Origin of the sequence: Rhizobium sp. NLR8a, from assembly GCF_019685235.1 — a bacterium.
In the GTDB taxonomy this organism is placed as follows: Bacteria; Pseudomonadota; Alphaproteobacteria; order Rhizobiales; family Rhizobiaceae; genus Rhizobium.
Map to the genome: position 1 here is coordinate 130214 of NZ_JABDWI010000010.1, position 12310 is coordinate 142523.

The 12310-nt window shown below is 61.7% G+C and carries 12 protein-coding genes; 5 read left to right on the forward strand and 7 right to left on the reverse strand.

What is annotated here, in order from left to right; genetic code table 11:
* Position 1: 1 nt before the first annotated feature.
* A complete protein-coding gene (locus HJC04_RS20210; protein ID WP_405047670.1) occupies positions 2–1141 on the reverse strand; it encodes a PspA/IM30 family protein in 1140 nt (379 codons plus the stop codon).
* 181 nt (positions 1142–1322) lie between these two features.
* Positions 1323–1934: a CDP-alcohol phosphatidyltransferase family protein gene (locus tag HJC04_RS20215; RefSeq protein WP_210630357.1), complete on the reverse strand. Its 612-nt coding sequence runs from the start codon at positions 1932–1934 to the stop codon at positions 1323–1325.
* A 197-nt stretch (positions 1935–2131) separates the two neighbouring features.
* Here HJC04_RS20215 and HJC04_RS20220 point away from each other — a divergent pair, with 197 nt between their 5' ends.
* The 3 genes from HJC04_RS20220 to HJC04_RS20230 are packed head-to-tail and all read left to right on the forward strand — an operon-like array spanning position 2132 to position 5693.
* On the forward strand, positions 2132–3916 hold the full coding sequence (locus HJC04_RS20220; RefSeq protein ID WP_221146936.1) for a bifunctional alpha/beta hydrolase/class I SAM-dependent methyltransferase: 1785 nt from the start codon (positions 2132–2134) through the stop codon (positions 3914–3916).
* Positions 3917–3927: 11 nt separating this feature from the next.
* Positions 3928–5256 (forward strand): phosphatase PAP2/dual specificity phosphatase family protein, encoded by a 1329-nt coding sequence (locus tag HJC04_RS20225; RefSeq protein ID WP_221123044.1) that lies wholly within the window; start codon positions 3928–3930, stop codon positions 5254–5256.
* Positions 5253–5693 carry a hypothetical protein gene (locus tag HJC04_RS20230; protein ID WP_210630360.1) on the forward strand — a complete coding sequence of 147 codons (441 nt, stop codon included), beginning with the start codon at positions 5253–5255 and terminating at the stop codon, positions 5691–5693. The genes HJC04_RS20225 and HJC04_RS20230 overlap by 4 nt, the downstream gene beginning before the upstream one ends.
* 69 nt (positions 5694–5762) lie before the next feature.
* Here the strand turns inward: HJC04_RS20230 and HJC04_RS20235 are convergent, their stop codons facing one another.
* The 3 genes from HJC04_RS20235 to HJC04_RS20245 form a co-directional block, all read right to left on the reverse strand.
* Positions 5763–6905, reverse strand: a complete 1143-nt coding sequence (locus HJC04_RS20235; protein ID WP_210630361.1) for an alpha-hydroxy acid oxidase — start codon at positions 6903–6905, stop codon at positions 5763–5765.
* Positions 6906–7029: 124 nt separating this feature from the next.
* Positions 7030–8337: a guanine deaminase gene (gene guaD / locus HJC04_RS20240; protein ID WP_221123042.1), complete on the reverse strand. Its 1308-nt coding sequence runs from the start codon at positions 8335–8337 to the stop codon at positions 7030–7032.
* On the reverse strand, positions 8334–9572 hold the full coding sequence (locus tag HJC04_RS20245; protein WP_221146937.1) for a urate hydroxylase PuuD: 1239 nt from the start codon (positions 9570–9572) through the stop codon (positions 8334–8336). Before HJC04_RS20245 ends, guaD begins: the two co-directional genes overlap by 4 nt.
* A gap of 351 nt (positions 9573–9923) precedes the next feature.
* Between HJC04_RS20245 and HJC04_RS20250 the strand changes: the two genes are divergently transcribed.
* The gene (locus tag HJC04_RS20250) at positions 9924–10256 is read left to right on the forward strand and encodes a hypothetical protein (protein ID WP_011426364.1); all 333 of its coding nucleotides are present in this window, start codon (positions 9924–9926) and stop codon (positions 10254–10256) included.
* Between the two features lie 54 nt (positions 10257–10310).
* Here the strand turns inward: HJC04_RS20250 and HJC04_RS20255 are convergent, their stop codons facing one another.
* Positions 10311–11207 carry a LysR substrate-binding domain-containing protein gene (locus HJC04_RS20255; RefSeq protein WP_210630364.1) on the reverse strand — a complete coding sequence of 299 codons (897 nt, stop codon included), beginning with the start codon at positions 11205–11207 and terminating at the stop codon, positions 10311–10313.
* 101 nt (positions 11208–11308) lie between these two features.
* On the opposite strand from HJC04_RS20255, the gene HJC04_RS20260 reads away from it, so the two are divergent.
* Positions 11309–11503 (forward strand): hypothetical protein, encoded by a 195-nt coding sequence (locus HJC04_RS20260; RefSeq protein ID WP_221146938.1) that lies wholly within the window; start codon positions 11309–11311, stop codon positions 11501–11503.
* Here HJC04_RS20260 and xdhC read toward each other — a convergent pair.
* Positions 11479–12294, reverse strand: a complete 816-nt coding sequence (gene xdhC, locus HJC04_RS20265; protein ID WP_210630366.1) for a xanthine dehydrogenase accessory protein XdhC — start codon at positions 12292–12294, stop codon at positions 11479–11481. The genes HJC04_RS20260 and xdhC overlap by 25 nt on opposite strands.
* Between the last annotated feature and the right edge of the window lie 16 nt (positions 12295–12310).

Below are 12310 nucleotides of genomic sequence, written 5' to 3' on the forward strand. Positions count from 1 at the left end.
GTTACCGGTTATCCGCCTTAAAGCGCGCGAGGCGCGCCTCGATTGCCTGTTCGCGGTGCAGCCGGTCGAGTTCGTCCAGTTCGGAACTATGGATATGCTCGTCTGATGGAACGCCGGTCAGCCGCGAGACCGCGGCGGCGGCGCGGGCCGCACCCGCGCCCGGCGTGGGCCTGCCGTGCCCGGCCGCGGCCTGTTCGGGATGCTGGGCGATGCTACGCTTGAAATCGGCAAGGCGGGCGTCGGCCTCGCGGCGCGTTGCAAGCACAGCCTGCAGGGCTTTCTGGCCGTCGTCCACCTGCTCGCTGGCATCGGCCAGCGCCTTGTCGAGCGCGGCGATCTGGGATTCCAGATCGATCTGGCGGGCGACGCCGGCCTTTGCAAGATCGTCGCGCCCGGAGGAGACGGCGAGGCGGATCTTTTCATCGAGCGCATTCATGTCCTCGACGATTTCGTCCCTGCGGCTCTGGATACGGTATTCCTCGGCGCGCGCCTTGCCGAGGTCGGTGCGGGCCTCGTCCGCCGCCGCATCGATCTCGCGGATCGCCTGTTCGATAACGGCGATCTTGTTGACGCCTTCCGCCTTGTCGACCGCTGCATTCGCGATGCCCGCGATCAGGCGACCCATGCGTGAAAGAATGCCTTCATTCGCCATGTTTTCCTCCATCCGAGCGGAATTCGGCGTGACGCCGATGTGAATCTCGTAATGATTGTGGCCGGCAACAAGATAGGCCGGAAAAATACTCTCCCATCCCCTGGAATAACCTGCGACGTCGAAGGGTACGGCAACGCGTCCGTGCACGGTGGCGATCGTCAGGTCCGCAGGGCCTTTGATGGCGAAGAGCTTGTCGTCGAGCGGCAGCTGCGGCGGATCGGCGATCACGCCGCGATTGGCGGCGAAATCGCGAAGGCCGAGTGTGACCAGCCGTGCCGGCAGGCCCGTCTGGTCGCGAACGGTTTCATAGGCAAGCTCATGCAGGACGACGAGATTGGCGCCCGCCTTGTCGTCGATGATCTCAGTGAGGATGTCGATCATCCTGCGATAGGCGGCAATGGTGTCGTCAAGCGCCTGCCGGGCCTGATGATCCGGCGCCAGTGTGTAGCGCAGCAGCGATGGGTGAGATGTCTTACCTATGTTTGCCATAGCATAAAACATAAAGCACCGCTTTTGTGCTTTCAAGAGGTTGCGCTGAAAATACAACCTGGTTTTAACGGAGGGAGGTTTGGAAGGACCACGTGCCAAGCAACTCGAAAGAAACAGCGTTCGACATAGTTTCCGGAATACCTTGCCGATGCAAGGACCAGCGCCCGATCGGCTCCGCTTCCTATCCGGCGGCCGTTTGCGCCTCACGAATACCGGCGCGGATACGGTTGATGGTGGTCCATACGAGAAGCAGAGCCACAACTGCCCAAAGCCACGAGGTCCACGCTGCAAATGTACCTCCAACCGCGATAAAGATGCCGAGCGCGCCGAACAGCACCGCACGGTCGCTCTTGCCCAGCGGCCCGTCGTAACGCCGGCTTGCGCCGACCGTTTGACCGAGGATGCCGGCAACTTCCGTCAGCGCCGAGAGGAATATGACAGCCATGACCGGCATCAGATCGTTCGGATCGATGAGCGCAAACGGCAAATAAAGGGCGGCATCCGACACGACGTCCCCGATCTCGTTGAGATAGGCGCCCAAAATGCTCGTCTGCCCATGTTCGCGCGCCAGCATGCCGTCAATGGCATTGAGGCCCATGCGCAGCAGAAACCATACAGGCACCAAGAGAAACCAATGCGGAAGCGGGGCGACGCTCAGAAAAAGGCCAAGTGCAACCGAGATGGCGGCAGCAACCGAGGTCACCTGATTGGCGGTGACGCCTCGTGCCGCCAGGGAGCGCACCAGAGGGCGGAGAATATCCTGAAATCGGGACTTCAATTGGTAAACGGACATGCTACCTCAGTGGAATTTCGTGGCATGATCATAGTCTATCGGCTCGGACGTGCAGATCGTCGTACTTGTGAGGAAAGTCCCATTCCATGTCGGTCTTCTCAAGGACTTACATTTGCAGCTAGACTTTTGCAATAAAAGCAAATCACTGTTGCCGCTAATGGTTGCAACTCATCCATCAATCAGAATTGGAGAAGATCATGCTGCAAACTGCCGATAGCGTGCAACCGGCCTTGACGGCCAGACCAGTGCGTGAATCCGAATTTGTCTCGCATGACGGCGCCCGACTGTTTTATCGGACATGGCCTGCGACCGGCGCTGTAGCGAAGGGCGCGATCATTCTTCTCCATCGCGGCCACGAGCACAGCGGCCGGGTCGCCCATCTCGCCACCGAACTCGGCCTCGATGATTTTGCCTTCTACGCCTGGGACGCACGCGGCCACGGGCGTTCGCCGGGAGAGCGCGGTTATTCGCCATCCTTTGCCGCCTCGGCGCGTGATCTCGATTGCTTCGTCCGTCATGTCAGCGAGACCAGCGGCACTGCTGTCGAAAACATCGCCGTCATTGCGCAGAGCGTCGGCGCGGTGCTGGCCAGCACCTGGGTGCACGACTATGCGCCGCCGATCCGTGCGCTGGTGCTGGCCTCGCCGGCCTTCAGCGTCAAGCTTTACGTGCCGTTTGCCAGGGAAGGCATTGCGCTCCGGGAAAAGCTCAAGGGAACGTTCTTCGTCAATTCCTATGTCAAGGCGAGGTTTCTGACGCATGATCCCGAGCGCATCGCCTCCTTTGAAGCCGACCCATTGATATCTAGGCCGATTGCCTCCAACATTCTGTTGCAACTCTATGAGGCGGCAGCCCGCGTCGTCGACGACGCCCGCGCCATCACCGTTCCGACCCAGTTGCTGATTTCCGGCAGCGACTGGGTGGTGCGGCATGCGCCGCAGCACCGGTTTTACGAAAACCTCGGCAGCCGCATCAAGGAACGGCATGTGCTCGCCGGCTTCTACCATGACACGCTTGGCGAAAAGGACCGCGCGATTGCGCTCGCCGAGATCCGCCGTTTCATCGATGCGCGTTTCGCCGAGCCTCGGGCGCCTGCCGACCTTCGCACAGCCCATGTCCAGGGCTATACCAAGGACGAGGCCGACCGGCTCGCGAGCCCTCTGGAGGCCACATCCCCGCGCGGCATCTACTGGGCGCTCAGTCGTCTCAACATCAGGCTCGGCGCGCTGGTGTCCGAAGGCATAAAGACCGGGGTGAAGACCGGTTTCGATTCCGGCTCGACGCTCGATTACGTTTACGAGAACGAGCCGCGCGGGCTCGGTCCCGGCGGGCGATTAATCGACAAGGTGTTCCTCGAGGCGATCGGCTGGCGCGGCATCAGGCAGCGCAAGCTGCACTTGCAGGAACTGATCGACCTGGGGCTGCAGCGCCTGAAGGCAGCCGGCCGGAGCACCCACATGCTCGACATCGCGGCCGGGCACGGCCGTTATGTCCTCGATGCCATCGAGACGGCTGTCGTGCGTCCCGATAGCGTGCGGCTGCAGGATTATTCCCCCATCAACGTCGAGGCCGGCCGCAACAGCATCGCCGCGCGTGGACTGGGTGATTTCGTGAGCTTCCGCCAGCAGGACGCCTTTGACGGCGAGGGGCTGGCTGCAATCACGCCGGCTCCGGATCTCGCGATCGTCTCCGGCCTTTACGAGCTGTTTTCCGACAATGCGATGATCGCCGCTTCGCTCGATGGGATCGCCCGCGCGATTCAGCCCGGTGGCCTGCTCATCTACACCAACCAGCCATGGCATCCGCAACTGGAGATGATCGCCCGCGCGCTCACCTCCCACCGCGGCGGCCAGGCGTGGGTGATGCGGCGGCGGACGCAAGAAGAAATGGACCAGCTGGTCGCCGCCGCCGGTTTCCGCAAGATCGAACAGCGCATCGACCAGTGGGGCATTTTCACCGTCTCGCTGGCGGAGAGAGTTTGAGGGCAAAGCCGTTGGAGCAGGCACGTTCTCCTCTTTCCCGGACAGCGCCGGTCCTGAAGCGGGCCGCACTCTGGCTCGCCTTCCTGGCGCCGTTCTTCTATCTGACCTATGGCGGCGCCAACTGGCTGGCGTCGCAACGCGCTGATGTGCCGAACATCGCCTTCACATGGGAAAGCGCCATTCCGTTTCTCGGATGGACGATCATTCCATATTGGTCGATCAACCTGTTCTACGGGCTCTGCCTGTTCATCAACACGACGCCGCGCGATGTGGATATGCTGGCGAGGCGTTATCTGACGATCCAGTTGATCGCGGTCGCCTGCTTTATCGTGTTTCCGCTCGAAGCGATCTTCGTGCGGCCGGCAACGAGCGGCCTGCCTGGTTTCATGTTCGCCGTCCTCGGCGGCTTCGATAAGCCGTTCAACCAGGCGCCGTCGCTGCATATCGCGCTGCTGGTGGTGATCTGGGACCATCTGCGCGGCCGGCTGCCGCGGAGGGCGCGGCTTGCCTGGCATGTCTGGTGCTTCCTCATCGGTGCCTCCGTGCTGACGACGTGGCAGCATCACGTCATGGACATACCGACCGGCGTGCTGCTCGGCCTTTTTGCCACCTGGCTTTTCCCGCGCGATGCCCGTTCCCCTCTTGCCGATTTTGCGTTGAGCGGCGATCCGAAGTCGCGCCGTCTCGGCACTTATTATCTGTGCGGTGCCCTGGCATTTCTCGGCATCGCAGCACTCTTTACTCCTCTATCGCCTGCAGCGCTTCTGTTGCTCTGGCCGGCCGTTGCGCTGGCGATCGTCGCAGTCGGATATCTCGGCGCCGGCCCGCAGATATTTCTGAAACGTGCCGATGGTCGAGCCGCACTTACCAGTCGCTGGCTACTGGCGCCCTACCGGCTCGGCGCTCTCATCAACGTTTGGCTCTGGACACGCAGAATGCCGGCATCCGTGGCGATCGCCGATGGCGTCCATCTCGGCCGTTTTCCGCGTCGCCACGAGGCCGACCGTTTTGCCACGGTGATCGATCTTACCGGCGAACTTCAGCGCCCGAGCGGGACGTCAACGCAATGGTGCAGCTTTCCCACCCTTGATCTCATAGGCCTCGACAAGATCCAGACGCTTGCCGCGGCGGACCTTATCGAGGTTGCCCGCCACCAGGGACCGGTTCTTGTCTGCTGTGCGCTCGGTTTCCAGCGGAGCGCCGGCGTCATCGTGCGTTGGCTGCTCATCAGCCGACGTTGTGAAAATCCAGCCGAAGCGCTGCGGCTGATCGAACGGGCGGGGCGGCGGGTTCATCTGCCCTTGGAAAGCATTCATGCCGTGACGGAGGGCTTGCAATGACGCAGTGGAATGCCACGGCCTCGGCGGCGGCGCGAAGTCTCGGCCGCAATTCGATCGTCTGCGGGCTGACGGCGCTGTTGCCGCTGACCGCCGGCCCGATCCTCGGGGGATATCGAGGCTTCGCTCCCGGGCTCGGCTGGCTCTTGATGCTCGTTTTCTGCGGGATCGTCCTTGCGCTGGCGATCCATCTCCTTTTCGATGCGCTGTTGTTCCGCCTCGCGTCGAGCCACGAGACAGAGGCCGCCGCTCTCGCCGCCGTCGACGACGTGCTGTCCCGGATGCAGCTTCGCAAGTTTGACGGGGCCGCGCGTGGCCTCGAGCGGCGGATTGCTGGATCGCGCCGCATCATCTGGCGGCAGCGTTTCGCGCTCGCCATCTATCTCGTGATTTTCGCGATCCTTCTGTTCAATGCCGCCGATGGCCAGCCGCTATGCTGAATGGCACGGCAGGTGATTGAGAGGCTCGCCAGCACGTCTGGCCGGCCTCGCCCGCGCAATCAGAGCAGGTCATTGCCGCCCTGATATGATCGACGAGTCTATGTCGTTGATGTCGCGCTTGCCGCAGAGCGCCATGGTGATGTCCATTTCCTTGCGGATGATGTTGAGCGCCAGGGTGACGCCTTCCTTTCCCATGGCGCCGAGCCCGTAAAGAAAGGGGCGGCCGATATAGGTACCCTTGGCGCCAAGCGCCACGGCCTTCAAGACGTCCTGGCCGGAGCGGATGCCGCCATCGAGATGGACTTCGATGCGGTCGCCGACGGCATCGACGATCTTCGGCAGCATGCTGATCGAGGAGGGGGCGCCATCAAGCTGGCGGCCGCCGTGATTGGAGACGATGATCGCATCGGCGCCGGTGTCGGCTGCGGCCTTCGCATCCTCCGGATCGAGTATGCCCTTGATGATCAGCGGGCCGCCCCATTGTTCCTTGATCCAGGCGACATCCGACCAGGACAGCCGCGTGTCGAACTGCTCGTGCGCAAATGTCGGCACCGAGGCGACATTGGCGACATTCTTTGCATGGCCGACGATATTGCCGAAATATCGGCGCTTCGTCTTCAGCATATCAAGGCACCAGAGGGGCCGGGTTGCCATCTGCCAGAGATGTTTCGCGGTCAATTTCGGCGGGGCCGAGAGACCGTTGCGCAGGTCCTTGTGGCGCTGGCCGAGGATCTGCAGGTCGGCGGTCAGCACCAGCGCCGAGCATTTCGCGGCCTTGGCGCGACGGATGAGGTCGAGGACGAAATCCTTGTCTCTCATCACGTAGAGCTGGAACCAGAAGGGACGCGTCGTCACTGAGGCGACGTCCTCGATCGAGCAGATGCTCATCGTCGAGAGCGTGAAGGGAACGCCGAATTCTTCCGCTGCGCGCGCGGCCAGCATCTCGCCGTCGGCATGCTGCATCCCGGTCATGCCGGTCGGCGCGAGCGCCACCGGCATGGACACTTTCTGGCCGATCATCGTCGTTTCGAGCGTGCGGTCGCTCATGTCGACCAGCACGCGCTGGCGCAGCTTGATGTCGCCGAAATCGCTTTCATTCGCCCGATAGGTGGATTCCGTCCAGGCGCCCGAATCCGCATAGTCGAAGAACATTTTCGGCACGCGGCGCTGCGCGAGTTTTTTCAGATCGTCAATGGTGAGCGGAGTGGCCATGAATCGAACCTTCTACACGTATAAATGCGACCATCGCCCATAACATGAATCCCAAAAGGAGCGTTACGGGAAACGGCCGCCCCAGACGGTCTTCACTGTACCTTGTTGGCGGGAACCGATATCGTCAAAGCCCTGTTTTCAAGGCAATGCCGGAAACGTAGGTCTCGGCGATCGCTCTGTCGTCGCCCATCGTCTGAAGCAGGAAGAGTTCCTCGGGCAGGGTCTTTACCGTTTCCATCTTCAGCGCCATGGCCGGCGTCGCGGCCGCGTCGAGGACGACGAGGTCGGCTTCGGTGCCAGGGTCCAGCGTGCCGATCCGGCCGGCGAGCGACAGCGCCTCGGCATTGCCGCGGGTCATCAGGTAGTAGCTTTCCAGCGGGTTCAGCCGTTCACCAAGCAACTGCTGGATCTTATAGGCCTCGTCCATTGTTTTCAGCATCGAATAGCTGGAGCCGCCGCCGATATCGGTTGCGACACCGATGCGGACCGGCTTTTCGCGTCGCGCCAAGGCCTTCAATGGAAAGAGGCCGGAGCCGAGGAAAAGGTTGGAGGTCGGGCAGTGAACGGCGACGGCGCCGGCCTCGCTCATGACATCGGCCTCGCGTTCGGACAGGTGGATGGCGTGGCCGAAGAGACTCTTCGGCCCGAGCAGACCATAGCGGGCGTAAATGTCGGTATAGTCGATCGCCTCGGGATAGAGCTCGCAGGTGAATTTGATCTCGTCGTGGTTTTCCGACAGATGCGTCTGAATGTGCAGGTCGGGAAATTCGCGGGCGAGCGCTGCTGTCGCTTCCATCTGCGCCGGCGTCGAGGTGATGGCGAAGCGCGGAGTGATGGCGACGTGGTTGCGGCCCTTGCCGTGCCAGTCCGCTATCACCTGGCGGGTCTCGTCATAACCCATCTCGGGCGTGTCGAGCAGGCCCTGGGGGGCGTTGCGGTCCATCATCACCTTGCCGCCAACCATGCGCATATTGCGCTTCATCGCCTCGGCGAAGAAGGCGTCGGCCGAGGTCTTGTGCACGGAGCAGTAGGCGACCGCCGTCGTCGTGCCGTGGCGGATCAACTCGTCGTAGAAATGTGTGGCGATCCTTTCGGCATGCGCGCTTGCGACGAAGCGGCATTCCTCGGGGAAAGTGTAGGTGTTCAGCCATTCGAGCAGGTTGGCGGCATAGGAGGCGATCACCTGCATTTGCGGAAAATGCAGGTGCATGTCGATGAAGCCGGGGAGGATCAGATGCGGGCGGTGATCGATCTCGGCCGTGCCTTCGGCGGCTTTCGCCTTGATCTCGGCATAGGGGCCGACAGCGGCGATCAGCCCGTCCTCGATCAGCAGGCCGCCGTCTTCCTCGTAGAGATAACTCTGGCTGTCGGCGAGACTCAGGGGCGCGCGATGGAAAGAGAGGAGGCGGCCGCGAAGAAGTGTCGACGTCATTGTTTTTTGCCTTCGACTGCGCTTTCGAACCAGGCGACGAGCAGCCTGCGTTCGTCCGGCGTAATATCGGTCACGTTGCCGGGTGGCATGGCATGGCTGCGGCCTGCCTGTATATAGATTTCCCGGGCATGGGCGGCAATTTCCGCGTCGTTTTCGAGCATCACGCCTTTCGGTGGCCGCACGATGCCTTCATAGGCGGGCTCGGCGGCATGGCACATGGAACAGCGCGTCGAGACCAGCTGCTTGACGGCAGGAAAATGCGGATCGCCGGCGAAGTGCCGGAAGGCGGGGGCGACCGCCGCCGTATCCGCATCGCCGGTCAACAGCTTTGGCGCGGTCGAAAGCCACATGATCAGGATGAAGAGGACGACGGTGACGATCCAGGTCCAGGTCGGGCGGCCTTTCCTCGCATGGGTGGTGTTGAACCAGTGGCGGATGGTGACGCCCATCAGGAAGACGAGCGCCGCAATCACCCAGTTGAACGCCGTACCGAAGGCCAGCGGATAATGGTTCGACAGCATGAAGAAAATGACGGGCAGCGTCAGATAGTTGTTGTGCAGCGAACGCTGCTTGGCAATTTGACCGTATTTCGGATCGGGCGTGCGCCCGGCGATGAGATCGGCGACGACGATCTTCTGGTTCGGAATGATGATCATGAAGACGTTGGCCGACATGATGGTCGCAGTGAAGGCACCGAGATGCAGGAAGGCGGCGCGGCCGGTGAAAAGCTGCGTATAACCCCAGGCCATGAAGACGAGCACGACATAGAGCACTGCCATAAGACCCCAGGTATTCCGGCCAAGCGGGGATTTGCACAGCAGATCGTAGACGACCCAGCCGAAGGCCAGTGACGCCAACGAGATCAGGATTGCGACCGTCGGCGTGATATCAAGGACGTGGCGATCGATGAGAAAAAGGTCGGCACCGCCATAATAGACGATGCAGAGCATCAGGAAGCCCGAGATCCAGGTGAAATAGCTCTCATATTTGAACCAGGTCAGATGCTCAGGCATCTGAGCGGGCGCCACCAGATATTTCTGGATATGATAGAAGCCGCCGCCATGAACCTGCCATTCCTCGCCATAGGCGCCGGGCGGCAGATGCGGGCGTTTCACCAGTCCGAGATCGAGCGCGATGAAATAGAAGGACGATCCGATCCAGGCGATCGCGGTAACGACATGGAACCAGCGCGCCGCGAAGGCGAGCCATTCCCATGCTATGGCATATTCATACATCGAGTTCCCCTATCTTCCTCCGACTCGTGACATTGCGGAAAATTTGCCGGGGAGGGAAGAGGAGAATGATGAACCGCACATGCCCTTTGCAACGTGGCGAGCGTCGCGGGTCACGCCAGTCGCCAGCGATGTTGCCGAGGTCGCCAATCGCGGACGCACAGCCGATCTGTTACCCCCGTGCCTAAAAGCTGCCGAGAAGGCCATGCATTATTACTGTCTCATATTGGATCTGCTAAAATTGGCGGATCTTGAAACTATGATGAGCGGATACAGTTAGGTTTGCAGGCCGCCGGCATGAAATAACAAGAACCGTTGGAGATCGGCGGCGCATTCATCGACGGAGAGATGCCCATGCGCAGCATTCTGACGTGTGTAATGATGGCATACGCATCGTTGGCGATGGCTCACGACGCACCTTCGGGGTGGAGTTATGACCCCTATTGTTGCAATGGCGACAGTCATAATGGCGATTGCCAGATGATTCCGTCCAAAAGCGTCGCGGTGACACCAAACGGATATCGTGTGACATTGATGCCGGGCGACCACCGGCTGGTCACGCATGCTCACGTCTTTCTGCTGCCGATGACGAAGGCGATGCAGTCCGGCGATGGTGATTATCACCTCTGTCTGTTCCCCAACGAGAACACGCCGCGCTGCTTCTACGCGCCGGAAATGGGATTTTGAAGCCGAACCTACTAAGCCCTGTTCAGGTTGATTGGCCCTGATGCGTTTGTCGGGTCAGGTTCCGGCGGCGTTCATCTCCTCCAGGATCCAATTGCGGAAGGCCTTGATCTTCGGCACGTTGCGGCGATTTTCGGGATAGGCGAGCCAGTAGGCCTTGCCGTCGCTGCGGGTTAGATCGAAGGGCTGGTAGAGCCGGCCGAGCGCGATTTCGGCCTCATAGAAGGCAGGGTGAAGGATGGCGATGCCGTGGCCGGCCATCGCCGCGTCGGCTTCCATCGCCTGCGAGCCCAGCTGGTTGCGCGGGCGTCGATCGAGATCCGTATCGGTGACGCCGGCAGCCTCGAACCATTGTTTCCACCAGATGTCGCCGGCATCGAAGAGATCGAATTTCAGCAGATCGCGCGGCTCTTTGATGCCCCCTGCCGATTCCGCCAGCTTGGGGCTCAGCATCGGCGTGAACTCCAGGCCCATCAACCGGTGCAGCGCGAGCCCCGGCCAGTTACCGTCGCCCCAGCGGATGCCGACGTCGATCTGCTCGCGGCCGAAGTCGATGATGTCGGAGGTCGCCTGAAACCGAACCGCGATCGCCGGATGCTTCAAATGGAAGGAGCCGAGGCGCGGCGCCAGCCATTTCGACGCGAAGGTATGGGTCGAGCTGATGGCGAGCGTGCCTTCGACGCTGTCGCGCGCCGTCGCCATCGCGTCATGCAGCATGGCGAAGGCTTCGGTCACCTTCGGGGCCAGCCGCACACCGGTCTCCGTCAGCGCGATCTGGCGTGGGCGACGCAGGAAGAGCGGCTCGCCGACATTATCCTCCAGGAGCTTGATCTGGTAGCTGACGGCCGTCTGCGTCATTCCGAGCTCGTCACCCGCCTTGGTAAAGCTGCCAAGCCGGGCGGCGGCTTCGAAGACGCGCAGCGCATTCAGCGGAAATTGCTTCGAAAGTTTCATGGATAAGTTCTCTTGATGCAGGCAGACGATCGTTCGATTGGAATTGCAGCATTTTTCGCGGCAGACTGCAACTCATACCATCAATCTGATGAGGTGACGTCATGGATTGCCATGCTATCGAAGAGAGCCAGCCGCAACGGAACAGCAGTGTTTTCCTACGTCTTGCCGGCTGGCTCATGGCCAGTTTCCACCGCTTGCCGCGCCTCGATCTTACGGCCGCGCCCGATCGGGTTAAGCGCGATCTCGGTTTCCTCGACGGGCGCGATCCCCATTATGAGGACGAGCGCATGCGGTAGGCCGCAAGCGCCGTCAGGATCTCGGCAGCGGTCATGGCGGCGATCACTTCGGGGCGCTTGTCCCTGACCGTCGAGCCGCCGATCGGCAGCGTCAGCCGCTCCATCCAGCCGTGCTCGCCGTCGCCTTCGCGTGAAAGCCAGCTTGCGAGGGTGGCGCGCTTGGTGGCGGAGCCGATCATGCCGGTATAGGCGAGGTCGGTTCTCGCAAGCGCCTCGCGAGCGATGAGGAAATCCAGCGCGTGGTCATGGGTCAGGATGACGACCGCGCCGCCGGCGGAAATATCTTTCACCAACGCTTCCGGCATTGGCACGAGCCGGGCCTTGATTTCATCCGGCAGGTTGGCAAGCTCTTGCTGTCTCGTTTCGACGACCGTCACCGACAGCGGCAGCGGCGCAAGGGCTGCCGCCAGCGCCCGGCCGACATGGCCGGCGCCAAAGAGAAAAACCTCCGGCAGGCGCTCAATCTCGCCTGCAAGCCTTGCCTTGAGCTCATCCGTCAGCGCTTGCGTCAACCGCCGAAACCGCAGTTGCGTGCGCCCGCCGCAGCATTGGCCGATTTCGGGGCCGAGCGGGATGTCCATGATGGCCGTTCCGCCGGTTCCAGCCAGAATCTCGCGCGCTTTTGCGATTGCCATGAACTCGAACTGCCCGCCACCGATCGTGCCCCAGAGGGCGTTCGCCGAAACAAGCATGAAAGCGCCGGCCTCGCGCGGAGTGGAGCCTTGCGTGCCGGTGATGTCGACCAGGACGCTCTCGGGGTGGGCGGCGAGGAAGGTGGGGAGGTCCTTCATGGCAAGACAACCGATG

Bases quoted from the DNA above. Each gene is read 5' to 3' on its own strand.
- HJC04_RS20210 (WP_405047670.1), bottom strand. From the start codon at position 1,141: ATGGCAAACATAGGTAAGACATCTCACCCATCGCTGCTGCGCTACACA.
- HJC04_RS20215 (WP_210630357.1), bottom strand. From the start codon at position 1,934: ATGTCCGTTTACCAATTGAAGTCCCGATTTCAGGATATTCTCCGCCCT.
- HJC04_RS20220 (WP_221146936.1), top strand. From the start codon at position 2,132: ATGCTGCAAACTGCCGATAGCGTGCAACCGGCCTTGACGGCCAGACCA.
- HJC04_RS20230 (WP_210630360.1), top strand. From the start codon at position 5,253: ATGACGCAGTGGAATGCCACGGCCTCGGCGGCGGCGCGAAGTCTCGGC.
- HJC04_RS20235 (WP_210630361.1), bottom strand. From the start codon at position 6,905: ATGGCCACTCCGCTCACCATTGACGATCTGAAAAAACTCGCGCAGCGC.
- guaD (WP_221123042.1), bottom strand. From the start codon at position 8,337: ATGACGTCGACACTTCTTCGCGGCCGCCTCCTCTCTTTCCATCGCGCG.
- HJC04_RS20245 (WP_221146937.1), bottom strand. From the start codon at position 9,572: ATGTATGAATATGCCATAGCATGGGAATGGCTCGCCTTCGCGGCGCGC.
- HJC04_RS20250 (WP_011426364.1), top strand. From the start codon at position 9,924: ATGCGCAGCATTCTGACGTGTGTAATGATGGCATACGCATCGTTGGCG.
- HJC04_RS20255 (WP_210630364.1), bottom strand. From the start codon at position 11,207: ATGAAACTTTCGAAGCAATTTCCGCTGAATGCGCTGCGCGTCTTCGAA.
- HJC04_RS20260 (WP_221146938.1), top strand. From the start codon at position 11,309: ATGGATTGCCATGCTATCGAAGAGAGCCAGCCGCAACGGAACAGCAGT.
- xdhC (WP_210630366.1), bottom strand. From the start codon at position 12,294: ATGAAGGACCTCCCCACCTTCCTCGCCGCCCACCCCGAGAGCGTCCTG.